The organism is Oscillatoria nigro-viridis PCC 7112, from assembly GCF_000317475.1.
GTDB classification, from domain to species: domain Bacteria; phylum Cyanobacteriota; class Cyanobacteriia; order Cyanobacteriales; family Microcoleaceae; genus Microcoleus; species Microcoleus nigroviridis.
In genome coordinates this window covers 2,068,190-2,089,385 of sequence record NC_019729.1, presented here as the reverse complement: position 1 = coordinate 2,089,385, position 21,196 = coordinate 2,068,190, and the positions used below count along the sequence as shown (strand labels likewise).

General features: G+C 46.2%; 22 protein-coding genes and 1 pseudogene. 11 read left to right on the top strand and 12 right to left on the bottom strand.

Going from position 1 to position 21,196, the window contains the following annotated elements:
- Nucleotides 1-18 precede the first annotated feature (18 nt).
- Together secD and OSC7112_RS08930 are read right to left on the bottom strand one after the other, a co-directional pair.
- Nucleotides 19-1,416 (bottom strand): protein translocase subunit SecD, encoded by a 1,398-nt coding sequence (gene secD / locus OSC7112_RS08935; RefSeq protein WP_015175602.1) that lies wholly within the window; start codon nucleotides 1,414-1,416, stop codon nucleotides 19-21.
- Nucleotides 1,417-1,560: 144 nt separating this feature from the next.
- Complete coding sequence (locus OSC7112_RS08930) at nucleotides 1,561-2,544, bottom strand: alpha-ketoacid dehydrogenase subunit beta (protein ID WP_015175601.1); 984 nt, start codon at nucleotides 2,542-2,544, stop codon at nucleotides 1,561-1,563.
- A gap of 218 nt (nucleotides 2,545-2,762) precedes the next feature.
- Here OSC7112_RS08930 and OSC7112_RS08925 point away from each other — a divergent pair, with 218 nt between their 5' ends.
- A complete protein-coding gene (locus OSC7112_RS08925; RefSeq protein ID WP_015175600.1) occupies nucleotides 2,763-3,503 on the top strand; it encodes a Uma2 family endonuclease in 741 nt (246 codons plus the stop codon).
- A gap of 57 nt (nucleotides 3,504-3,560) precedes the next feature.
- Here OSC7112_RS08925 and OSC7112_RS08920 read toward each other — a convergent pair whose 3' ends face one another.
- On the bottom strand, nucleotides 3,561-4,928 hold the full coding sequence (locus tag OSC7112_RS08920) for an NACHT domain-containing protein (RefSeq protein ID WP_015175599.1): 1,368 nt from the start codon (nucleotides 4,926-4,928) through the stop codon (nucleotides 3,561-3,563).
- 248 nt (nucleotides 4,929-5,176) lie between these two features.
- Between OSC7112_RS08920 and OSC7112_RS08915 the strand changes: the two genes are divergently transcribed.
- Nucleotides 5,177-6,019 carry an SH3 domain-containing protein gene (locus OSC7112_RS08915; protein WP_015175598.1) on the top strand — a complete coding sequence of 281 codons (843 nt, stop codon included), beginning with the start codon at nucleotides 5,177-5,179 and terminating at the stop codon, nucleotides 6,017-6,019.
- A gap of 72 nt (nucleotides 6,020-6,091) precedes the next feature.
- On the opposite strand, the gene OSC7112_RS08910 is transcribed toward OSC7112_RS08915, so the two are convergent.
- The 3 genes from OSC7112_RS08910 to OSC7112_RS38000 form a co-directional block, all read right to left on the bottom strand.
- Nucleotides 6,092-6,817, bottom strand: a complete 726-nt coding sequence (locus OSC7112_RS08910; protein WP_015175597.1) for a M15 family metallopeptidase — start codon at nucleotides 6,815-6,817, stop codon at nucleotides 6,092-6,094.
- A gap of 298 nt (nucleotides 6,818-7,115) precedes the next feature.
- On the bottom strand, nucleotides 7,116-8,411 hold the full coding sequence (gene purB, locus OSC7112_RS08905) for an adenylosuccinate lyase (protein WP_041622437.1): 1,296 nt from the start codon (nucleotides 8,409-8,411) through the stop codon (nucleotides 7,116-7,118).
- Nucleotides 8,365-8,679 (bottom strand): hypothetical protein, encoded by a 315-nt coding sequence (locus tag OSC7112_RS38000; protein WP_150111515.1) that lies wholly within the window; start codon nucleotides 8,677-8,679, stop codon nucleotides 8,365-8,367. Before OSC7112_RS38000 ends, purB begins: the two co-directional genes overlap by 47 nt.
- Nucleotides 8,680-8,731: 52 nt before the next feature.
- Here OSC7112_RS38000 and OSC7112_RS08900 point away from each other — a divergent pair, with 52 nt between their 5' ends.
- The 3 genes from OSC7112_RS08900 to OSC7112_RS08890 are packed head-to-tail and all read left to right on the top strand — an operon-like array spanning nucleotide 8,732 to nucleotide 10,012.
- A complete protein-coding gene (locus OSC7112_RS08900; protein ID WP_015175595.1) occupies nucleotides 8,732-9,196 on the top strand; it encodes a helix-turn-helix domain-containing protein in 465 nt (154 codons plus the stop codon).
- A 5-nt stretch (nucleotides 9,197-9,201) separates the two neighbouring features.
- On the top strand, nucleotides 9,202-9,768 hold the full coding sequence (locus tag OSC7112_RS08895; protein ID WP_015175594.1) for a VapC50 family PIN domain-containing toxin: 567 nt from the start codon (nucleotides 9,202-9,204) through the stop codon (nucleotides 9,766-9,768).
- A 13-nt stretch (nucleotides 9,769-9,781) separates the two neighbouring features.
- Nucleotides 9,782-10,012 carry a type II toxin-antitoxin system HicB family antitoxin gene (locus tag OSC7112_RS08890; RefSeq protein WP_015175593.1) on the top strand — a complete coding sequence of 77 codons (231 nt, stop codon included), beginning with the start codon at nucleotides 9,782-9,784 and terminating at the stop codon, nucleotides 10,010-10,012.
- Nucleotides 10,013-10,201: 189 nt separating this feature from the next.
- On the opposite strand, the gene OSC7112_RS08885 is transcribed toward OSC7112_RS08890, so the two are convergent.
- A complete protein-coding gene (locus tag OSC7112_RS08885; protein WP_223300864.1) occupies nucleotides 10,202-10,600 on the bottom strand; it encodes a DUF1036 domain-containing protein in 399 nt (132 codons plus the stop codon).
- Between the two features lie 131 nt (nucleotides 10,601-10,731).
- Here OSC7112_RS08885 and OSC7112_RS39535 point away from each other — a divergent pair, with 131 nt between their 5' ends.
- The 3 genes from OSC7112_RS39535 to OSC7112_RS08875 are packed head-to-tail and all read left to right on the top strand — an operon-like array spanning nucleotide 10,732 to nucleotide 11,677.
- Nucleotides 10,732-10,872, top strand: coding sequence for a hypothetical protein (locus tag OSC7112_RS39535; RefSeq protein ID WP_190274354.1), 141 nt, complete (start codon nucleotides 10,732-10,734; stop codon nucleotides 10,870-10,872).
- A gap of 20 nt (nucleotides 10,873-10,892) precedes the next feature.
- On the top strand, nucleotides 10,893-11,441 hold the full coding sequence (locus OSC7112_RS08880; RefSeq protein ID WP_015175591.1) for a helix-turn-helix domain-containing protein: 549 nt from the start codon (nucleotides 10,893-10,895) through the stop codon (nucleotides 11,439-11,441).
- 11 nt (nucleotides 11,442-11,452) lie between these two features.
- Entirely contained in the window at nucleotides 11,453-11,677 is a 225-nt protein-coding gene (locus tag OSC7112_RS08875; protein ID WP_015175590.1) for a type II toxin-antitoxin system HicB family antitoxin, read from the top strand.
- Here OSC7112_RS08875 and OSC7112_RS08870 read toward each other — a convergent pair.
- From OSC7112_RS08870 to OSC7112_RS08855, 3 genes and pseudogenes are all read right to left on the bottom strand, one after another.
- Nucleotides 11,643-12,818 carry a DNA cytosine methyltransferase gene (locus OSC7112_RS08870; RefSeq protein WP_015175589.1) on the bottom strand — a complete coding sequence of 392 codons (1,176 nt, stop codon included), beginning with the start codon at nucleotides 12,816-12,818 and terminating at the stop codon, nucleotides 11,643-11,645. The genes OSC7112_RS08875 and OSC7112_RS08870 overlap by 35 nt on opposite strands.
- A 381-nt stretch (nucleotides 12,819-13,199) precedes the next feature.
- Nucleotides 13,200-14,013 (bottom strand): annotated as a pseudogene (locus OSC7112_RS34425) (transposase family protein).
- A 320-nt stretch (nucleotides 14,014-14,333) separates the two neighbouring features.
- On the bottom strand, nucleotides 14,334-15,194 hold the full coding sequence (locus tag OSC7112_RS08855) for an FAD-binding domain-containing protein (RefSeq protein WP_015175588.1): 861 nt from the start codon (nucleotides 15,192-15,194) through the stop codon (nucleotides 14,334-14,336).
- 193 nt (nucleotides 15,195-15,387) lie between these two features.
- On the opposite strand from OSC7112_RS08855, the gene ribD reads away from it, so the two are divergent.
- Together ribD and OSC7112_RS08845 are read left to right on the top strand one after the other, a co-directional pair.
- On the top strand, nucleotides 15,388-16,563 hold the full coding sequence (ribD, locus tag OSC7112_RS08850; RefSeq protein WP_015175587.1) for a bifunctional diaminohydroxyphosphoribosylaminopyrimidine deaminase/5-amino-6-(5-phosphoribosylamino)uracil reductase RibD: 1,176 nt from the start codon (nucleotides 15,388-15,390) through the stop codon (nucleotides 16,561-16,563).
- Between the two features lie 52 nt (nucleotides 16,564-16,615).
- The gene (locus OSC7112_RS08845) at nucleotides 16,616-17,227 is read left to right on the top strand and encodes a hypothetical protein (RefSeq protein WP_015175586.1); all 612 of its coding nucleotides are present in this window, start codon (nucleotides 16,616-16,618) and stop codon (nucleotides 17,225-17,227) included.
- A gap of 277 nt (nucleotides 17,228-17,504) precedes the next feature.
- Here OSC7112_RS08845 and OSC7112_RS08840 read toward each other — a convergent pair whose 3' ends face one another.
- The gene (locus OSC7112_RS08840) at nucleotides 17,505-18,416 is read right to left on the bottom strand and encodes a PPC domain-containing protein (RefSeq protein ID WP_015175585.1); all 912 of its coding nucleotides are present in this window, start codon (nucleotides 18,414-18,416) and stop codon (nucleotides 17,505-17,507) included.
- Between the two features lie 93 nt (nucleotides 18,417-18,509).
- Between OSC7112_RS08840 and OSC7112_RS08835 the strand changes: the two genes are divergently transcribed.
- Nucleotides 18,510-20,213 carry a flavin monoamine oxidase family protein gene (locus tag OSC7112_RS08835; protein ID WP_015175584.1) on the top strand — a complete coding sequence of 568 codons (1,704 nt, stop codon included), beginning with the start codon at nucleotides 18,510-18,512 and terminating at the stop codon, nucleotides 20,211-20,213.
- Nucleotides 20,214-20,342: 129 nt separating this feature from the next.
- On the opposite strand, the gene OSC7112_RS08830 is transcribed toward OSC7112_RS08835, so the two are convergent.
- Nucleotides 20,343-21,098, bottom strand: coding sequence for a Uma2 family endonuclease (locus OSC7112_RS08830; RefSeq protein WP_015175583.1), 756 nt, complete (start codon nucleotides 21,096-21,098; stop codon nucleotides 20,343-20,345).
- Nucleotides 21,099-21,196: the final 98 nt, after the last annotated feature.

Here is a 21,196-nt window from a genome sequence, read left to right as displayed (position 1 = left end):
ACAGTCAACAGTCAACAGTTAACTATTAGCAGTTTTCGACAAACCGGGACAGAACCACTGAGGTTTCCGCAATCCTGGAAAGCTCAATACTACGAACAGCAGAGTGCGGCTGCAAGTGAGCGCAGTAAACATACTCACTCCCACCCCCAATGCCAGAGTTACAGCAAACCCTTTAACTAAACCAGCGCCCAACCAAAACAAAGCAGCACAAGCAATAACTGTTGTGACGTTACCGTCTAAAATGCTGGAAAAAGCGCGGTAAAAACCCGATTCGACCGATCGATAAAGCGATTTCCCCGCCCGCAACTCTTCCCGCGTGCGCTCAAAAATCAGCACGTTAGCATCCACGGCCATCCCGATGCTGAGCACGAAACCGGCAATTCCCGGCAGCGTTAATGTCACTCCCAACAGCACGAAAGCTGCCCAAGTTAATAGAGCATAAATTAACAGCGCAATATTAGCAATTACGCCGGGGAGTCGATAGTAGGCAACCATGAAAATCAAGACCAAAATTAAGCCGCCGATACCTGCGTTAATACTGCTTTGAATGCTGTCTTTACCCAAGCTGGCGCCGACAGTGCGGTTTTCTACAATTTCGACCGGCACGGGCAAAGCGCCGCCCCGCAATTGCACTGCTAAATCGTTGGCTTCTTGCGTTGTAAAGTTGCCTTGAATTACGGCACTCCCACCAGTAATTCCTGTCTGAGCAAATTCAACGCCGACGACTGGAGAACTGATCATTCTTTCGTCTAGGAAAATACCGATACTGCGTCCGGTGCCGGCTAAATTTTTAGTGAGTTGGGCAAAGAGTTCGCCTCCTTTGGTATCGAAAACAAGAGCAACGTTCCAGTTCTTCCCAGCCGCCAAGGGTTGAGGTTGAGCGTCTTTGAGGTTTTCGCCACCGAGGCCGCTGCTTTTGAAGAGTTTGGCGATCGCCTCATTGCTTCTTTTCAAAGCAGCCTGATTTTCTTTAATTGCTGCCTCATTATTGCTAGTTTTCAATGCTGTTTGTTTGACCAGCAATTCCTGCTGCAACTGCCTTTCAATGGCTAATTGTGTTTCTGTTCCGGGCAGTTGTTCCAGAAATTCTAGCTTTGCCGTGCCGCCCAAAACTCGTTCTGCTTGCTGCGGGTCATTTACTCCGGGCAACTGCACGAGAATTTGGTCTTCTCCTACTGTTTGGACTAATGCTTCGGAAACGCCCAAACCGTTGACGCGGTTTTCGACAATCCGCCGCACTGCTTCTAACATTCCCTGGTCAATTTTGGGAATTGTGGGGGTAGTTTTTACTTGAATTGTGAGTTGCGACCCTCCTTGCAAGTCTAATCCCAGCCGCGTCGGAATTGTTACTATTACAGTAATGGCGGCGATGATTAAAACAAAAATTAGGGCTAATATGGAACGTTGTTTTTGCATATTTAATTATTAGTCATTGGTCAGTTGGCAGTTGTCAGTTGGCAGTTGGCGGTTGGCAGATTTTAGTCAACAGTCATCAGTCATCCGTCAACAGTCATCAGTCAACAGTCAACAGTCAACCAATGACTATTGACTAATCACTATTTATACTCGCAAAGCTACCATTTTTTGGACTGCTTCGACAATTTGAGTGGGCTGGACAATGGTCAGTCTTTCCAAATTCCCGTTGTAAGGTGTGGGAATATCTTGTGAAGACAGGCGCAAAACCGGTGCGTCGAGTTCGTCAAAAAATCGATCGCTAATCGAAGCAATTAGTTCGGCACCGATGCCTCCTGTTTTCATGCACTCCTCTACAATAATTACTTTGTGAGTTTTGCGAATGGATGCGCCGATGGTCTCCATGTCCAGGGGTTTGAGAGAAATTAGGTCGATTACTTCTGGATCGTAACCTTCTTTTAGCAGGGCGGGCACGGCTTGCATGACGTGGTGTCGCATCCTGGAATATGTCACGATTGTGACATCTTTGCCCGATCGCACGATTTCTGCTTTGTCCAGCGGCACTAAATATTCTGTTTCTGGCAAATTTTCTTTGAGATTGTAAAGAAGAACGTGCTCGAAAAACAGAACGGGGTTATCGTCGCGGATGGCTGATTTTAAGAGTCCTTTGGCGTTGTAGGGAGTCGAACAGGCGACTATTTTCAAACCCGGTACTGCTTGGAAATATGCTTCTAAGCGCTGGGAGTGTTCCGCGCCGAGTTGCCGCCCCACGCCGCCGGGCCCGCGAATTACCATTGGCATTTTGAAGTTGCCGCCGGAGGTGTAGCGCAGCATTCCGGCATTGTTGGAAATTTGGTTGAAGGCCAGCAGCAAAAAGCCCATGTTCATGCCTTCGATGACCGGCCGCAGTCCCGTCATTGCTGCGCCTACTGCCATGCCTGTAAAGCTATTTTCGGCGATCGGGGTGTCGAGCACTCTAAGTTCGCCGTATTTGTTATAGAGGTCTTTGGTTACTTTGTAGGAACCGCCGTATTGACCTACGTCTTCGCCGAGTACGAATACGGCGGAGTCGCGGGCCATTTCTTCGTCTAACGCCTCGCGGAGGGCGTTGAAAAGTAAGGTTTCTGCCATAGGAGGTGAAGCAATGATTGCAGGAGGGTCAGATTAGAATCTTAACCTTTTGGGGGTGTCGATCTAGGAGTCGATCGAACATTTTGTACTTAAAGCGTGCAGAATTGGCAATGCCATTATCATGTTTGGCTATTTTTGTCAAATCATTGAAAAACTATTCTTTTGTTCAAGAGTAATTTGCGTTTATATAATATGAATTAGTTTTGAGGAAAGCAGCAATGTTACAGTACAACTTGCCGAGGAACTTGCCCTCAGCCGACGAACTGCCAGACTCGGATGAAACGCCTGTGGATAACGAACTGCAAGAACTAATACCGGGGTTGTTAAAAGCAATCTTGCTGATACTTTGGTCAGAACGCATGGACTGGTTTTTTGGGATAGATATGGGTATTTACTATCACCCTGACAAGCCAGCTATTGTCCCAGATGCTTTCTTGAGTTTAGGAGTAGAACGGTTTTACGACGAAGAATTGCGTCCCAGTTACGTGGTGTGGGATGAAAATGTCATGCCGCTGTTCGTGCTAGAAGTTGTTTCCCAAAATTATCGCAAGGAATACAGCACGAAATTGGAAGAATATCAAGCTTTAGGCGTACTTTATTACGTGATTTATTCTTCCCGCCGCCGTCGCAAACCGCGTTTGGAAGTACACAAGTTAGTCAATGGCAAGTATGAACTGCAGTCAGGAAATCCTGTTTGGATGCCAGAAATAAGTTTGGGAATTGGTTGTGAAAGGGGAAATTATTCTGGGGTGACAAGGGAGTGGTTGTATTGGTACGATGCCGATGGCAAACGCTATTTGACACCTGAAGAACAAGTGAAGCAGGAAGCGCAGCGCGCCGAACAGTTAGAGCAGCGCGCCGAACAGTTAGAGCAGCGCGCCCAACAATTAGATCGGCGCGCCCAACAATTAGCTCAAAGATTGCGAGAGTTGGGAGTAGATCCAGACAATTTGAACTAATGGCAGTCAGTAATTCGATCGATCGCTATTTTGTTTCAGGTAGGGGCGCTCGATAATTTATATTTCAGCAAAATGTTTTTGCAATAAATCGTGAATAAATCGGTAGCGCCGATCGCCAGTTTTTTGCAGCAGCAGGCGATCGCCCGCAGCATCGAGAAAACGCCTGTAATCCCAAGGAATGTAGCCGCTAGACCACAGCACCACGCGCAAGATAAAACTTTCAATCCCCGGAATTCCCGGCAAAAAAGCACTAATTACCGCAGCAACAGCACCCGCAATTATTCCCCAAATTGACCCGGAGACTAGGCTGGCAATTAATCCCAAAATCACCCAAATCAGCCCGCCAACCAGCTTAACTCCCAACTGATACTTGCGCCGTTCCTCCTCTGTTTGCAGCCAGCTAGACGGTATGCGATCGAGGTAAAATTCTTGAATTCCTTGCTGTTCCATCCTTCTGGCCAACCATCCCAGCCAGTGGCGAATTTGTTCGGGCCGCAGTTCCTTACCTCTGGGATACTGCTTGACTTGCCCGGTCATTTGGTGGCGAATATAGGCAGTTAACAGATATTTGCGCTGTTCTTCTGCGGAAGTTATGCGCTTCCAAGCTTCAATTAAAATATCGTCGTAAGCCAAAGCCATCATGCTCAGAAGCAAGGGAACTTTTGCCAATTTCAACAATTCCGGTTCATGCTCAATGCTGTACCAAAGTTCGCGGCTTCTGGCTTCTAGCAGATAATTTTGAATTTTAGTTTCTGTTAAAGGTTTCAATAAAACCGCTGCTTGCAGGCGAAATCTAGTATGGCAGTTTTTGTAAGCTTCAAAACTGCTGCAAGCTACTAAATGTTTGGGTTTAAATTCGCTTTCAACAAAGTGATTGATTGCTTGAATGCAGATATTTTGGCGGTGGGTTTCCACTTCGTCCAAGCCATCTAGGAGAGGCAGCAATTTTTGTTCGGCAAGCCATTTTTTGCCGACAGCAGGAGAGATGCCGTATTTGAACTGAAGTTGAGCAATTAACCAATCGGCGATCGGCCCGGATTCTGCTTTCCACGATCCGAGTTCAAACAGCACTGGTACGGGCAAACTAGCATCTTTTTGGGCGCGGGAAACTAACACCCGAGCTAATTCTAGCAGCGTCGTAGTTTTGCCTGCACCCGTCGCTCCCAAAATTACCAATTTGCCACCAGTGCGATCGAACACTTTGGCAATGCTGGCTTTGGGAGGAAGCCGAAAACTCGGACGGTTGCCGGCTTTCACTTCCACATCCCAACAGCGGTTAACCCCCGTTGGCGGCGAGTCTTGGCTGAGGTTAGCTAGCACAGCAGCGTGCAAAGACTGCAACCGTCCTGCTTGGACTTCCTGCTTCACCTCCTCCAACAATCGATCGCGAGGCGGTTGTAATCTCAGAGGAATCAATTTTGACATTTTATGTACCTCGCGCTGAACGCTTACTTTCGCAAATTTGCGCGCAAATACCCCAGAGCAAGATTACCATCAGTACAGGCGTCCAGTATATATTATTGACTCAAATTATTGCGACAATTATGGATCTGAAATTTTATACAAAAATCCTGACCCTGTGGGTAGCACTAGGTATTTCCACTATAAATTAACTGGCGATCGCCCCAACTCCCAAATAAAAATTATTAGTATAGATACAGAGAGGGTTTTTTATGTCATTTACGAAGGGTCAAATCATCACAGTAAGCTTAGCAGGAGTGGCAACAGCGGTGGGAGTGGCTGTTGCAACTATACAGTCGGGTGCGATGAAACAATCCCATCTTCCCCTTGCAGAATCGCCGGCATCCACCAGAAACCAGATTGCAGGGCCGGCGAACAACCCTGAATCTCGGCAACCAGAACCTCTGCAAGCACAAACCCAGGCTAGGGAATCTCCCCCATCTCAATCTCAACCAGCCAAAAGCCCAGCACTTCAACCCTCGCGAGTTGCAGGAGTCTCTGGGGCAAAAGTTGAGCCAGTAGTTGTCACACCGCCAACTTCGGGTTGCAAAATCAGCCAAGCTGTAGTCAGCGATCCGAATCCACCGCTAAATGTGCGATCGATCCCGCAAGTAAGCGGCAGCCAAATAGTAGGAAAACTTAAAAATAATACCTTTGTTTCAGTCGCCGAAGAACAAAACGGTTGGCTGCGAATTACCGATCCAGTTCCCGGTTGGGTTGCGAAAAGACGCACCGAAAGCAGTTGTTCTAAAGTCAACCAGCAGATTAATTTTCTGCCGGGAGGAGATGAGGCGATCGTTAAAGGTCGAATCATCGGCGGCGGCAGTCATTCTTACATAATTCGCGCCCGAAAAGGTCAAACTATGACTGTTAGGAATCGGAAAGATGTTTTCCCGCAAATTATAACTCCTCGTGGCAAACTTTTAGCAGGAGATCCTTATCAAGGCAATGAAACAGAGTGGACTGGAAAAGTTCCTGTAACAGGGAATTACACATTACAATTAGACTCTAATTTCCGGGGATACGAATACGAATTTTCGGTTAAATTGCGATAATTTTCCTGACATCTGTAGGAACAGGGCACTGCCGTGCCTACCCGGAGCTGCGACTTTTAATAAATAGTATAATTAAGGAATCTCGGCAAGTGATATATCAAGAATCGCAAATTTCTGCCAATCTTCCGAATCAAAGTGCCACCATTCTGTTGTGATACCGATAAATCCCTGTTTTTTCATCGCATCCTTAAGCACTTGACGGTTTTTCCGAGATTCCGCGCTGCCGCCTTGATAATCTCCGTGAGCTTTTTCGGTAAAATCATCGTAAGGTGTTGGCATTTCTAATTCTTTGCCAGCGCGATCGACTAAAGTCAAATCAATAGCAGCACCGCGATTGTGCCGCGAACCCCTAGCAGGATTAGCAACATAGCGCGGATCTGGCCAAGCTTGCCACATTTCCTTAGTCACAGAGAAAGGCCTGTAGCAATCGTAAACTTTCAAACCCAATCCAATTTTTTCCAAATCTGTTTGAACTAGCGCTAACTTTTGAGCAACAGAACTTCTCAAGGCGCATTTCGATATAGGGTAAAGTTTTCGTTTCAAGAAATTGTTAGTAGTGGCGTACCGGATATCGAGGCGAATGTTGGGATTTACGGTGCGGATGTCAACCAGTCGCGCCGCACTGGGAAGTTGACTCATGAAAATACTTTCAGGTACTACTGGGTTTGGTTCTGGTTGGGTAATTTGCACTTGTGGCGGCTCCTGGGCGCGGACAAATGTTGTATAATTCTGTGTGGTTGTAGATAGTAATATTAGGATGAATAGAATTAGATATCTTGTAAATCGACTAAGTTTCATAACTTTGTTAATTTGAGGTTTTATATGGGCTTTCACAATTCATATCTTCGGGGATTTTCGCGTTTTTCGTCTTGTCTGCCAGCCCGCCAGACCGACAAGGGTTGAAACCCCTGTCTCATAGCTAAAGTCCTCTGAAGAGGACTGAATATATTTCTCTAAAACTTTTATTTTATGAGTCTTTCAGTCGGTTTTAACCGACTTTAGCTATGAGACGGGGGTTTTAACCCCCGGCGGACAGTGGGACAAGCGCGAGAATGATAAATCACTTCTCGAACTAATTTTTAATTGTTAATTCTCCTCAAATTCCCAAGCGCTGATACACTAAATCTAAGTGCCTCAATTGATACTGCGGATCGAAACAATCATCAATTTCTTTGGTGGTCATCTTAGCTGTTACCCGATCGTCCTTAGCAATTAAATAGTAGAAATTGCCGCCCGGTTTGTTCCAAGCTTCGTGAGCACAAGATTGCACAATTTTGTAGGCTTCTTCGCGACTCGTGCCTTTTTCTACTAAAGCTAACATCACGCGCTGGCTGAAGATGACTCCGCCGTAAAGGTTCATGTTTTGTTTCATGTTTTCGGGATAGACTAGCAGGTGTTTTACTAAGTCTGTGGTTTCTACTAACATGAAGTGAGTTACTGTAGAACTGTCGGGCAAAATCATCCGTTCTACGGAACTGTGAGAGATGTCTCTTTCGTGCCAAAGTGCCACGTTTTCTAAGGCGGCGACGGCGTTGGCGCGAACAATTCTCGCCATCCCTGTGAGTCTTTCCGATCGAATCGGGTTGCGTTTGTGGGGCATGGCGGATGAGCCTTTTTGCCCTTTGGAAAAGAATTCTTCGACTTCGAGAACGTCGGTGCGTTGCAGGTTGCGGATTTCTACTGCAAAACGCTCGATCGATGCTGCTAAGAGTGCTAAGGTTTGGACGTATTCGGCGTGTCGATCGCGGGAAATGACTTGAGTGGATGCACAATCGGGTTCGAGTCCGAGGTTTTGGCAGGCGATCGCTTCAATTCGCGGATCGATATTAGCATAGGTTCCGACTGCGCCGGAGATTTTGCCGACTGCGATGGACGATCGCAAATTCACCAATCGGGCGCGGTTGCGAAAAACTTCGGCCAGCCATCCTGCTAGTTTAAAGCCAAAGGTGATGGGTTCGGCGTGAATTCCGTGCGATCGGCCGACCATGACGGTATTGCGATGCTGTTGAGCCTGATAGCGAATAGCTTGACTCAATTCTTCGACACGTTCTAACAAGATATTGACGCTAGCGACTAATTGCAGCGCCAAAGCGGTATCGAGCACGTCGGAACTGGTTAAGCCGAGGTGAATGTAGCGGCCGGCATCGCCTACATATTCGTTGACATTTGTCAAGAAGGCGATCATGTCGTGGCGGACTTCCGCTTCTATTTCGAGGACTCGTTTGGGGTCAAAATTAGCCTTAGCTTTGATTTCTTCGACTGCGGCGGCGGGGATGTAGCCGAGTTCGGCTTGAGCTTCGCAGACAGCGATTTCTACTTGCAGCCAGGTTTTCAGTTTGGCGGTTTCAGTCCAGATGTTGCCCATTTCGGGCAAGGTGTAGCGCTCTATCACGGTGGGAGTTGGGGAATGCGATCGTCCTATTGTACATCTGCGAGGCATCCGTCTTGAGTCGGGAGGGGGAATTTGGAGCGATCGAAGCAGAGGCGATCGAACTGTCACAGTAGGCGCTTTGAATATTTCGCGTGTTGCGGATATTGCGTTTATGTGCGGCAAGTGTTACCGTGAAGAAAACGATCGAGTATGCACCGGACGAATGCTGACAAACCCTTTCTGGTGCTGTAAGGGTTTTGCGCGATCGTACTTTTAGCCTGCTCAGCATTACATCAACTCACCGTAACTCAGAGAAAAACACATCAAAAAATAAAGTTGCTATGTTGAAGCAAAAAGCGTCCCCTAAGTCAGTTTTAATTCCCGAACAAGAACAAGAAGCAATAGCAAAATTAGATCAGATTCTCAGTCTCGAATCAGCACAGCCAAAATTAGTCGGAAGTAACGGAGAAGAAATTATAATTCCGCGATCGGTTTACAATTTACTCGGTCAAGTTGTGCGCGCAATGGCATCCGGTCAAGCTATTTCCCTAGTGCCTCACAATCGCGAAATCACCACGCAAGAAGCTGCGGATATCCTGAATGTATCGCGACCCTTTCTCGTCAAGTTACTGGAAAAAGGCGAAATTCCCTACATCAAAGTTGGTTCGCACCGACGCATACTTTTCCAAGATTTAATGACCTACAAGGAACAGCGGAAAATTCAGCGCCGCCAAGGACTTAAGGAACTAACTCAATTTCTTCAAGATGAAGGTTTTTACGAAGAATCTGTATCGGATGCGAGTTAAGTAGTATGGAAGTTCCTTCGGTTGTTTTAGATTCCTGCGTTATTTTCCCTATGCCTTTATGCGATACGCTGCTGCGTGCTGCTGAGGCTGAGTTGTACTGCGTTCACTTTTCACAAGAAATTCTAGATGGTGCTACCCGCAATCTTGTAAAAAAAGGCAGAATGACAGAGGTCAAAGCAGCACGTTTTCAGGCGATGATAAAAAACACCTTTCCTGAAGCAACTGTCGAAGTGCCTGCAAGTTTGGTGGAAGCAATGACAAATCATCCGGGCGATCGTCATGTTGTAGCTGCTGCGATCGTAGCCAATGCTAAGGTCATAGTTACAGATAACCTCAAACATTTCCCAAAAGAGGCTTTAGAAACTTACGGCATTGAGGCGCAGCACCCCGATATATTTCTAACTGAACTTTTCGATAAATATCCAGAGTCAATGGTTGAGATAATTCAGCAGCAGTTTGAATATCTCAAACCACCACCTCATACAGTTGCAGAACTTCTTGAAAAACTAGAAAATAACAATAGAGTACCGGGATTCGCTAACAGAGTTCGCCTAAGAATTTACCAGCAATAAAAGGATCTACAAGATGAATAGCCATTACAGTCTCATCATCGAGTGGTCAGAAGAAGATCGACTTTTTGTTGTCAGCTTGCCGGAGTTTACCGATGTCATGCAGCCTTGCACTCACGGACACACTTACGAGGAAGCGGCAAAACACGGACAAGAATTGTTAGAAACATTGATTGAACTCTATCAAGAAGATGGCAAACCTCTACCAGAACCCCAGACTTTGGGAAAACGATTGCAGATTGCGTAAAGTTGTTAATACCAAGGATTATCAATCCAAACGCATACTATTTCATTTTTACTGAGCGATCGCGTCCCTTGAGTTAGTTGGATGACTGGTAAAATAAGTGCGATCGCCTCCTTTGTTAGTGAAGTAAGTGAGGAGCGAGCCCAGTATTTTTGAAGATGCCGTACTCTGCTAATAACGCACCCTACTTTACTAATCAAACACTTCATACGTATAGTCAGGGCTGCTACCAGTCCGGATCATCTCGAAAGCCTTCATTTCTCTTCCTTTTCCTTGACAGCGAGTGGGATTACCAGCCTCCCGTATATTCCATGAAGGTTCAACCTGCACCCAGATTACGCATCTACGAGTATTGCCTGCTACGATCCCTCCACTCAAAGTTTCTGCATAAACTCCAATTTCTGCATTGCTAACTCTTGTCTTTAAAGCTGAACCACAAGCTCCTGGTTGAAGCTGTAACCATCCTCTAGACCACGTTTGTCCTTGTGGATCGGTCCACGACACTGCTACAAAAGCTTTCTTAGCCGCCCTATTACATACAACAAAATCTGCACGCGCTGGAGCAGTAAACACTAAACCTAGAGAGGACATAAATACTCCAGTTATGGTTGCGATGGCCGCGGAGCCAAGAATCTTCAACTTCATTGTTTTATCCTTGAATGAGGTCTAATAATTAATAACCCACCCCGATCGCCTTAGTTAAGACTGACCCGTAATATAAGATGGAGTCATTTTTTATACTTTATTATTTCCCGAATCTCAAAGGTATCAGCATTTTTGAGTGGCGGAAAATGGCGGAAAAAGACGGGAGTTTTATTAAGAATATTTACAAGGGGCGGATTTTAGCGGATAATGACGGATAGAGTAAGATTTTTAACAGACTATGGACGTAACAAAGGTGTTGAAATATTTAGACGAACAGGTTGTCGCTCAAACAGGTAAACACCTCGATAGTCTGCAAATAGCAATTCTTAAAGGCGTTCTCAACAGTCAGAAATACGCCGATATTGCGAAAGAATATCAATGTACGCGAGGTCATGCAAAAGATGAAGCTTACGCACTTTGGCAGATTCTTTCTGAAGCGTTGGGAGAAGATTTGAATAAGTCAAATTTTCGTGCTTCTATTGAAAGATTAGGAGTTGACAAATCTCATTATAAAAGTCAAATTATTGGTCATTATGTTATTGGTGGTAATATTAATCCCTGCTCTAATCCTTCAGAAGTAAAAGAAAAATCTAAATCAGAAAATTTTGAATTTATCAGTAGAGAAACTTCCACACATCTTACTAGCAAGGATGACAATATTGAAACTGAGCGAAAGCTAGCTAAACTAGAAACGATACCGCGATTGGTAAAAATTGGATTAACGGCAGAACAAATTGCCCAAGCTCTCGATTTGCCCTTAGAGGAAGTAGAACAAAAGATGCGATAAGTTAACTAACCATGAAATATACAATTGTTATCCAATGGTCTGAAGAAGATCGGTGCTTTGTCGTGTTTTTGCCGGAATTTGAGGATGTCATGCAGCCGGTAACTCACGGAGATTCTTATGAAGAAGCTATCTACAATGCGCGAGAGGTGCTAGAGTTACTAATCGAGAGTTACCAAGCTGAAGGTAAACCATTACCAGCAACTAAGAAGCTAGAAGGATTATTTCAGGCTGCTTAAATTTGTTCAAAGCAATATCAGTCAAATATGGAATAAGTGCAAAGCCGATACACTCTGCTAAGCGGGGCGGCACCGCATTTCCAATTTGCCACATTGCCTTTTTCATTGAACCTTCAAAAATAAATGAATCCGGGAAAGTTTGCAATCTAGCCATTTCGCGAGCTGAAATCACGCGGTTGAGATAAGGATGAATATGAGTGCCACCGTGATTTTCTTTAACAGTCATACTCGGTTTTCCCGGATACTGTCGCTTGAAAGCATCGGCGTAGCTTTCATACAAAGAACCGCCTGGTGGAACTTTAGCAAGTCTTGCCATGTACTCAACAGAATGACGAGTCCATTCGTGGTTAATTTCTGGTATGGGAGTATACTCTGGTAAATCATCAATTGCTGACTCAATCGCTTTGTATTGTTCGGGCAACAATTGCGCCTTCGGATAGGGATTTTGCATCCCAAATCTATTGGCAATAAAAATAGCTCGCGGGCGGATTTGCGCGACTCCATAGGCGGCGGATTCCAGAACAGCAACGGACATATCGGGATAGCCAATTTCCTGAAAAGCCTCGCAAATCGCTTGCTTAACAGCTCCTTTTTGTATAGTCAATATTCCGGGTACGTTTTCGATGACAACATACCAAGGACGTATTTCAGAGACAACGCGGACAAACTCTCTAAAGAGGCGATTTCGAGGGTCGTTGGGGTCGCGTTTTCCTGCAACTGAGAAGCCTTGACACGGCGGCCCGCCTACAACAACATGAACTTCTGGCGAACCAATTTCAGCGAGCAACTTTTGGGGATTTAAGTTTTTTATATCGTCGCACAAGTGATGGCAAGCGGGAAAGTTTTTTGTATGAGTTGCCGAGGCGATGGGATTAATTTCAACGCTTGCTACTGGTCGAAAACCTGCTTGCAATAAACCTTGGGTCATGCCGCCCGCACCGCAAAAAAGATCGACAAATGTATAGTCTGATTTTGGCACTGACTGAGATTTAACATCAATGAATATCTTGTAGGGGTCGCAGTCATTTGCTTCTAGTTCGCGTTGGATGCGTTCGTAACGCCCTAATTTTGCTTTCTTCTGCTTTTTGACAGGAATTGTTTCTGACTCATTTGAGAATAAAGACAGTTGTATTGCTTCCATTTTATATTTTTTTACTGCATTCTATCTGATGTTGCCGACTTGGGGCAGGGTGTAGAGATCGATCGCACTTAGAGTCGGAGAGTGCGATCGTCCTATTGTACCGCTATGTGGCATCAAGGAAAGCTCAGGTTAGCAAGGGCGATCGGGTCAAAGGGCGATCGAGTATAATAGACCTCTTGCAAAAAAGATATATGTTATAATCAGAAGTTTTAAATTTAGCCCCCTAGAGCTAACTCATAATTGTAAATTTCTGAAAACAAATTACAACGCAGACCGTAACGGCGACGGCGATTTCGAGGGAGCATCTCAATGAAAGCAGCCCTCCGCTAGAAATAGGAGTTAGGAGTCAGGAGTCAGAAGCCAGGAGAAAAGAGTCAGAAGTCAGAAGTCAGGAGCCAGAATCAGTGTTTTTACAAATATGAGATGCTCCCGATTTCGATAACGACTCGACAATATTTTAAAAATTTTGAGACTCCGATTGACGTGTTCAATCATAATTCGCTCCTGTGTTATAAATCGATTGTAGTCTTTTTCTATTCGAGAAAGTTTCCCCTTTTTTGGTTTTTTTCTAGGGATATAACTATTAGGGCGATCGTCCTCGATCCCTTGATAGCCACTATCTTGTCAGCTATTTGTTTCGGGATGAAAATGAATTTTACTTTTTTAAAATAAGTTAAAGTCATGGCAATGCCCGGTCCAAAAGCAGTGCAAATAATTTCTCTGGTCTCTTGATTAATTACCAATTGAGTTTTTAGAGTCTGACATTTTTTCTGGCATGAGTAATATCTTTTCTGTTTTTTTTGGGTCGTTCAATCGCTGTTTCTGTGACATCCATCACCACGACCTCTGGATAATCAGAGTTTTTGAGTAATGCCTTTTTCCCAGGAATACGGAACTTTCCCGTTTTCATTAAAGTTGATTCGATATCAGTTACAATTCGGCTGCTGGGTTGATTCAAATACTCCCCAACTTGTCCCAATATGAAAATATGTGCGATATTCTCGCCAATATTAATCGGCGACTAAGACCTGTTCTTCGAGAGCGCCGGATGGTGCGACCTCCTCTTCTGTCTTTAGGATTTTCTACAGCCAAGTTTACGCTTGGCATTAACCATTGCTTTTAGGGTTTGAATCTTGATACCAAATCTACGTTGAAATTGATCGGGTTTCAAATTTAGGTAAAATTGATTTTTCATGATTTACTTATTTTGTAACGACCAACAGAACTTTCTAGCATCTTATCCTGTTTCTAGCAAGACAAGAGTGCAAATAAGTCAGGAGTTGGGATTCAATCAACTCTCAGCAAAAAATTTCATGATATCATAAAACTATTTTGCAAGAGATATAATAAGCTGTCGCGCATCTAAATTAGATTTTTAGGACGGGCGGGACGCCCACCCCACAAAACTTTTAATAAAAATTACTAGACAAATTAGATGCACGCCAGCTCAATCAATAACTAATAACTAATAACCAATGTCCCATGCCCTGTTTGGCCTGTTTTGCCAATAACTTTTTAATTTCTGCGACCTTTTTTAGGGCGTTCCCAACTTTTAGAACCGCCGCTGCGATCGACCTTTTCTCCATGAGGAAACAACTTCCCTTCCAAATATTCGTAAGTTCCCTCAAAATCGCATTGCCCGTACAGAGGACAATCGCGACAATAAACCGCCTTAGTGTAACGCTCCAAATTTTCCCGATTAAAAAAATAAGGTTTGTGACTAAAAGTGCTTGCTACCCACTGCCAAGAAAGATTATTGCTCGCCGGATCTCCATCTAGCAAATGTTGCAAAAACCAGCGAGCTCCGGCTTGCCAGCGCACGCGGCGCCAGTGTACCAGATAAGCGGCAGTCCACATCCGCTGGTGATTGTGCAAATAACCAGTTTCTCGCAACTCGCGGCTGAAACTGTCGATGCAAACCAAACCAGTCGTGCCCTCGACGACATCCTGCGGCAGAGTTTCGCTGTAATCTTTAGCAGTGTAACCAGTTTTGTAGGCTTCCCGGTCTTGCCAAATCCCGTTGCCCAATTCGGCGTACAGTCGCTGCCAATAATCCCGCCAACCCAACTCGTTGACAAGTTTCACTGCCTCTTCTGGATTCCGCACCTTCTCCAGTACGGCATCCCGGACTTCGGCAAGACTCAAAACGCCGTAGCGCAAATAGGGCGACAAGCGCGTTACCGCACCGTTGAGGAAATTGCGGGTTGAGGCGTACTTGCCGGGGTCAATTTGTTGCAGGGCTGTCTCGGCTGCTTTCCGCCCGCCTGGGGTTGGGGGTACGCTGCTGTCCCGGGCGGCGGCTTCGGGGAACTGTTGGCGCACGTAGGCAATTAATTCGTCGCGGCTGGCAAATTCCCGCTTCATGTCCTGACTCATTCTTTTCTCAAGCACCTGTTATTGTTTCTTAATGTTAAAGCTATGCGATCGATCGTGCGGGGTCGATCTGCCTAACTTGCCCGCTTGCTCCTGGTAACGTACAGTTTGCCCCAGCAGGAATTGATCGTCGGTTCGCAGCCAAAATTAGCATCAAAGTCAGTACACTCAGGGATAAATATCATACCAAAATCTCATGGAAACTTTTCCGGCGGACGCTCAAGCGATCGCCAGCTTAGCTAACCGACAGCAGCAAGGTACAAAACAACTGGAAAACAGCGAAGTTCAAGAGTTCGATCGAGCCATGATGCGCCGCTGCATAGAATTGGCTCGTCGTGCTCTCGGCAAAACCGCACCCAACCCCCTTGTCGGTTCTGTAATTGTCCGAGACGGCAAGATTGTCGGCGAAGGGTTTCATCCCGGTGCCGGTCAACCTCACGCCGAAGTTTTTGCGCTCCGGGAAGCGGGGGAACTCGCCGAAGGAGCGACCGTCTACGTGAACCTGGAACCCTGCAACCACTACGGCCGGACTCCTCCCTGTTCCGAAGCTTTAGTGAAGGCCAAGGTGGCAAAAGTAGTGGCTGGCATGGTCGATCCGAATCCTTTGGTAGCTGGCACTGGGCTAGCCCGGTTGCGAGATGCTGGCATTGAAGTGGTGGCGGGAGTGGAAGGGGAAGCTTGCCAAAAACTCAACGAGGCTTTTGTGCACCGGATTTTGTACCGCCGGCCTTTTGGAATTTTGAAATATGCAATGACTTTGGACGGTAAAATTGCTACCAGTAGCGGCCACAGCGCTTGGGTAACAGGCGAGGAGGCTCGGAGCGAGGTACACCGGGTGCGCGTCGGCTGCGATGCTGTGATTGTTGGGGGAAATACGGTGCGTCTGGACAATCCCCTACTGACGAGTCACCAGCCTGACAGGAATAATCCCCTGCGGGTGGTGATGAGCCGCACTTTGGATTTGCCGAAGTCGGCGTGGTTGTGGGAAACCTCTGTGGCGGCTACTTTGGTGCTGACTGAGCCTGGGGTTAACCCGGAATTTCAGGAATTTTTGATCGCCAAAGGGGTGGAAGTTGTGGAGCTCTCGCCTCTGACACCGACTAATGTTATGGCTTATTTGTACGATCGATCTTTTCTTTCTGTACTGTGGGAGTGCGGCGGCACCTTGGCGGCTCAGGCAATTACTGAGGGTGCAGTTCAAAAAATTATGGCTTTTATTGCTCCTAAAATTGTCGGCGGCCAAGGCGCTCCAACTCCTGTAGGAGATTTGGGGTTTTCCGCAATGACTGAGGCTTTGACTTTAGAGCGGGTTTCTTGGCGCGCGGTGGGTGCAGATTGTGTGGTAGAAGGCTATTTAAAAATTAAAGATTGAAAGTTAAAAGCGAGTCTTTTGAGTTTTTGATTTTTAACTTTTAACTCCTTTTATGGTTGAAATTCTGATTTGGAGTTTGATGATTGGCAGTCTCGGCTTGGAGACTGCGCTTGTGGGTCTTTTGGTGAGCCGCGAGCAATTGGCTGCGGGGCAAAAATGCGATGAGGAGGAGGAAGTTTTGACTCGGTACGAATCTCAAGAGGATAATTTTAGTGCGCCTGAAAATGCGCCATCCAATGGCACTCCGAAATCTGATACCAATTCTGTTGATTTGACGGTTTGGGAGTACAAGATTGTACGGGCTAGCAACGATTTGTTCCGCAATCCTGCGATTTTTCACAAGCTGTGCCGGGAAGAGGCGGAAGTTGGCTGGATTTTGCTCGAAAAGCTAGACGACAGGCGGGTGCGGTTCAAACGTCCGATCGCCCTGCGGGACGCCCCGATGCCTAATTTACCAATGTTTGACCCTTACCGCACTCATTACGGCCCGCTCTCGAATGCAATGACTTGGGCTGCGGCGATCGTGTTTCTGAGTGCGATCGTGCTTCCTGCTATTTTGGGCTATGCTTTGGTGTCTACTACTCTAACCAGAAGTCGCTCTAATTGGCCTCCGACACCTGTTCAATCTTTGCCCTCTCCGGGAGGGCCAGCAACTAATAAGTGAAGTCTCGGCATTCAGGAAGATGAAAGATGGAAGAATGAAGAGAGAACAGTTTTTTTAATCTCAAGTCCGGTCAAAAAATTATAATTAAGTTTGTAGTGAGGACTTTTGTCTTCTATTCTCTTAAGAAGCTGACAACAAACTATTATATTGTAAGCAATTAACCGGACAACATCTAACTGACAAACCAGCAGAATTATTGAATTATAAATTTTTCTTTAATTCTGCCTTCGGTCTTCCACCTTCAAATTTTGGCTGCCTTCGACTGTAAACCATCCTGTCATAGAAGCGGCGTGGGAGAGGGAGCCGCTAGCAATCTCAAGTCATAATTTGTATCGCCTTGAAATTGAGAAACGCGGACAAAATAAGTCCCCGCAGGTAAAGGCCCATTGCTGACAATTGTTTCTGAAGACGTGCCTAAATTGTTAGACGAAGCAATAATATCGTTTAATCCAACGGCGCCGTTGCCGTTGATATCTTGAATTAATTCAACATCAACATCTGCACTCAAACCGTCAACATTTACACTGAAAAGGCTGGGAGTATTGAGGATGAAACTGTAAATGTCGGCTGGTTCAGCAGATCCCACAAAATCGCTCGCCGTTTGAATTTCTGTGAGAATGCCCAGGCTTTTTGCTGCGTTCAAATTGTCGGCGGGATCGGGGAGAGTGCTCAACAGTCCTTCTTGTTGACCGAATTGAATGTAATGGTCGATCGCACTTTTAACGGCGCCGCTTTGGACGGCTGCTGCTACCAGCGGATATTTTTCTAGATAAAAACTGGGATCGAAGAAAACGCTGGCTTTGCGGTTTTCTAATTGACCTGCTTTGAAGTAGTGTTCAAATGGGGTAAATTGATTTGTTTGGACTGCTGTCTGAATGTCGGGGTTGCTTGCTAGATAGAAACCAACATCGAAGAAAGGGTTGGGGTTGCGTCGTTCAAATTGACCGAATCTAATAAAGTGATCGGCTGCTGAAAAGCCATTGAGTTTCGCTGATACCGCTACATCTGTATTGGTGTCTAAATAATAGCTGGCGTCGAACAGGGCATTCGGGTCGCGATTTTCAAATTTACCAATTTTTCGGTAGTGATCGAAGGGACTCGATACCGTGCCTCTGGCAACTGCTACGGCGACATCTGGGTTGTTTTCGAGATAAAATTTGCTGTCGAACAGTGTTCTGAGGGTTAGCATTATTAAAAAAATCTCTCTGGACTTTAGTCTGGAAATTGCACGATCGAGAATCCAGTTTACATCAAAGTTTTGTTTTGTGAGGATGTCTTAATTATGGCTAAGTCTGCACTGATGGCAATGCTGCGCCGCGCTGCGAGTATTGCCCAGAAATCAAGGGAAACGGGCATTCCGGCTGCTGAACTGCTGGGGATGCTGAGCGATGGCATTCCCAATTCTCCCATATCTCGGCGTAGCTTGCTGCACGGGGGCTTAGCTGCTGCGGGGGCTGTCGCTGCTGCGACTTTTACCAGGGAGGGAGGGGGAGCTTTTGCTCAACAGGGCGGACGATCGCCGATTTTGGTTGTGGGTGCGGGGATTGCGGGTTTGACGGCGGCTTATCGCTTGGGCCAAGCGGGCGTGCGCGCCGATATAATCGAGGCAACTAACCGCGTGGGGGGGCGGATACGCACGGTTCCCAAGGTGGCTGGAACGCTGATTCCGGCGGATGTGGGGGGAGAATTTATTGACACCGGCCACACTAATTTAATCTCGCTGGCGACGGAATTGGGTTTGCGGGCGATCGACTTAGTTGACGTGCAGCGGGGATTTGTGAAGGATACTTTTTTCTTGCAAGGGCGCCGCTTTTCTCTCGAGCAAATAATCGCAGAATTTGCGCCGCTAGCGAGTAAAATTAGCGCTGATTTGCAGGCTATTGGAGATAATATTAGCTATCAAGATTTTACAGAAGCAGCGGAAAGATTGGACAATCTTTCGATCGCTGAATATGTAGACAAAGCTGAGACTAGCACCATTGTCCGGCAGTTGCTCCGCATTGCTTACACGACGGAATTCGGTCGAGATCCCGAAGAACAGTCGGCGTTAAATCTGCTGTTTTTAATCGGTTCTGAAGCTGGCAGTTTTGAATTGTACGGCAACAGCGATGAGCGTTATCAAATTGACGGCGGCAACAGTCAAATTATCAACCGTTTGGCGGGTCAATTGTCTGGTTCGATCGAAGCGGGGACGGTTTTGGAAGCGATTACTCTTTTGCCGGATGGCCGCTATCGGGTAAATTTGCGATCGGGACAAAGCGCGTTCGATCGCACTTACGAGCGAGTTTTGTTAACTTTGCCGTTCAGCACTCTGCGAGACGTTAACATTAACGTACCTTTGCCGCAACCAAAGCGCAGGGCGATCGAGCAATTGGGTTACGGTACTAATTCTAAGTTAGTTACCGGCTACCGCAGCCGAATTTGGCGGGAAGTTTATCGATCGACTGCTTCTGTTTATAGCGATTTAGGATTCCAGAATACCTGGGAAGCTACGCCTTTCGCCCCTACTCCTAACGGTTTAGTTACTAATTTTACAGGAGGAAAGCAGGGTTTGTCGATCGGTGCGGGAACTCCTGAAGACCAAGCACAAAGATTTTTGAACCAATTTGAAAGAGTTTTTCCCGGAGTGAGAAATTTGCGATCGGGCAAAGCTGTGCGAGCTTATTGGCCGGGAGAACGCTTTTCTAAAGGTTCTTATGCCTGCTATTTAGTCGGACAGTGGACGCAAATGTACGGCGTTGAAGGCGAACGAGTTGGCAATTTATATTTTGCCGGGGAACACACTTCCCTGGAAAATCAAGGTTACATGGAAGGCGGTTGCGAAACTGGACAAAGGGCGGCTGTTGAAATTTTGCAAGACTTGGGTTTGATACCTTCTGCTGATGCTTTGAATGCTCGAACTGCGAGCAGTTTAAACAGTCGCCGTCCGAGCCGGAAAATTCCCGGAGCGCGGAATCTTGGGAATAGAAAACCGAGTATTAGATAATCTCGTAAGGCGTGCATCTAATTCTTGTGGGGTGGGCTTCTAGCCCGTGCATCTAATTCTTGTGGGGTGGGCTTCTAGCCCGCCCGAAAATACAATTTAGATGCCCAACAGCTTATGGCGTACAACTTATCAAATAATCTCGTCCGGGTTAATTCCCCGATCGCGCAAATATTCAGCCAGTCGTTCGGCCCGTTCACGTTCGCGATCGGCCCGCTGGCGTTCTGCTGCTAACTGTTCTACACCCCATAAAAGCAGATTTCCTGCTTCATCCCACCAGCGCAACCAATAGCCTGAACGCTGTTCTTTCTCCCCTCGCCACGTTCCTAAATACAAACCAAGATCTGCCATCCAGTGGCGACCTTCCGCGTCGGGAAATTCTAATTCGTATTTGCCATTTTGCAAGCGATATACTTCCAGCCAGCCAGTTTCTGGGTCAAAAATGATGTAAGTTGGTACTTGCAGAATTTGTTCGTAAAAAAACCACTTTCCCGGAGGAAAAGTACGTTTTACAGAATATTCGCCGCCGTCTGTTTCCGACAAGAATTCCATCACAATGGTCGGGATTTCTCCTTCCAAGTTTGGGGTATAACTTTTGCGGTCTCTTCTCGATTCGGCGGGCAGTACCGACGGTACATAAACCCAATCAGGTGCTTTGATTACTAACTCGCCGTTGACAGTAGCGCAAATGCCAAAATTGCTGGCTATCAGCATTTGTGGCCCGATAAATCCTCTCAGTTCTAAGATTTCTCGCAGTGCTCCAGCAATTAGCGGTTGACCTGTATTCTCCACTGGTTTTTCTTCTAATTGGAAGTCGTCGGGCAACTTCTCCCAAGTTACGATCAGTTCTAACGTTTTTTGTCCTGGGTTATCTTTAGTAACGACCATGACTTTACTTTACTTTCTCAAGTTTGATGTCTTATCATAGCACAATGCAGCTTGAAGGTGGCGTGTCCTAAATATAGATATGCCAGCCTAAATTTTAG

Bases quoted from the DNA above. Each gene is read 5' to 3' on its own strand.
- secD (WP_015175602.1), bottom strand. From the start codon at position 1,416: ATGCAAAAACAACGTTCCATATTAGCCCTAATTTTTGTTTTAATCATC.
- OSC7112_RS08930 (WP_015175601.1), bottom strand. From the start codon at position 2,544: ATGGCAGAAACCTTACTTTTCAACGCCCTCCGCGAGGCGTTAGACGAA.
- OSC7112_RS08925 (WP_015175600.1), top strand. From the start codon at position 2,763: ATGTTACAGTACAACTTGCCGAGGAACTTGCCCTCAGCCGACGAACTG.
- OSC7112_RS08920 (WP_015175599.1), bottom strand. From the start codon at position 4,928: ATGTCAAAATTGATTCCTCTGAGATTACAACCGCCTCGCGATCGATTG.
- OSC7112_RS08915 (WP_015175598.1), top strand. From the start codon at position 5,177: ATGTCATTTACGAAGGGTCAAATCATCACAGTAAGCTTAGCAGGAGTG.
- OSC7112_RS08910 (WP_015175597.1), bottom strand. From the start codon at position 6,817: ATGAAACTTAGTCGATTTACAAGATATCTAATTCTATTCATCCTAATA.
- OSC7112_RS38000 (WP_150111515.1), bottom strand. From the start codon at position 8,679: ATGCTGAGCAGGCTAAAAGTACGATCGCGCAAAACCCTTACAGCACCA.
- OSC7112_RS08900 (WP_015175595.1), top strand. From the start codon at position 8,732: ATGTTGAAGCAAAAAGCGTCCCCTAAGTCAGTTTTAATTCCCGAACAA.
- OSC7112_RS08895 (WP_015175594.1), top strand. From the start codon at position 9,202: ATGGAAGTTCCTTCGGTTGTTTTAGATTCCTGCGTTATTTTCCCTATG.
- OSC7112_RS08890 (WP_015175593.1), top strand. From the start codon at position 9,782: ATGAATAGCCATTACAGTCTCATCATCGAGTGGTCAGAAGAAGATCGA.
- OSC7112_RS08885 (WP_223300864.1), bottom strand. From the start codon at position 10,600: ATGTCCTCTCTAGGTTTAGTGTTTACTGCTCCAGCGCGTGCAGATTTT.
- OSC7112_RS39535 (WP_190274354.1), top strand. From the start codon at position 10,732: ATGGAGTCATTTTTTATACTTTATTATTTCCCGAATCTCAAAGGTATC.
- OSC7112_RS08880 (WP_015175591.1), top strand. From the start codon at position 10,893: ATGGACGTAACAAAGGTGTTGAAATATTTAGACGAACAGGTTGTCGCT.
- OSC7112_RS08875 (WP_015175590.1), top strand. From the start codon at position 11,453: ATGAAATATACAATTGTTATCCAATGGTCTGAAGAAGATCGGTGCTTT.
- OSC7112_RS08870 (WP_015175589.1), bottom strand. From the start codon at position 12,818: ATGGAAGCAATACAACTGTCTTTATTCTCAAATGAGTCAGAAACAATT.
- OSC7112_RS08855 (WP_015175588.1), bottom strand. From the start codon at position 15,194: ATGAGTCAGGACATGAAGCGGGAATTTGCCAGCCGCGACGAATTAATT.
- ribD (WP_015175587.1), top strand. From the start codon at position 15,388: ATGGAAACTTTTCCGGCGGACGCTCAAGCGATCGCCAGCTTAGCTAAC.
- OSC7112_RS08845 (WP_015175586.1), top strand. From the start codon at position 16,616: ATGGTTGAAATTCTGATTTGGAGTTTGATGATTGGCAGTCTCGGCTTG.
- OSC7112_RS08840 (WP_015175585.1), bottom strand. From the start codon at position 18,416: ATGCTAACCCTCAGAACACTGTTCGACAGCAAATTTTATCTCGAAAAC.
- OSC7112_RS08835 (WP_015175584.1), top strand. From the start codon at position 18,510: ATGGCTAAGTCTGCACTGATGGCAATGCTGCGCCGCGCTGCGAGTATT.
- OSC7112_RS08830 (WP_015175583.1), bottom strand. From the start codon at position 21,098: ATGGTCGTTACTAAAGATAACCCAGGACAAAAAACGTTAGAACTGATC.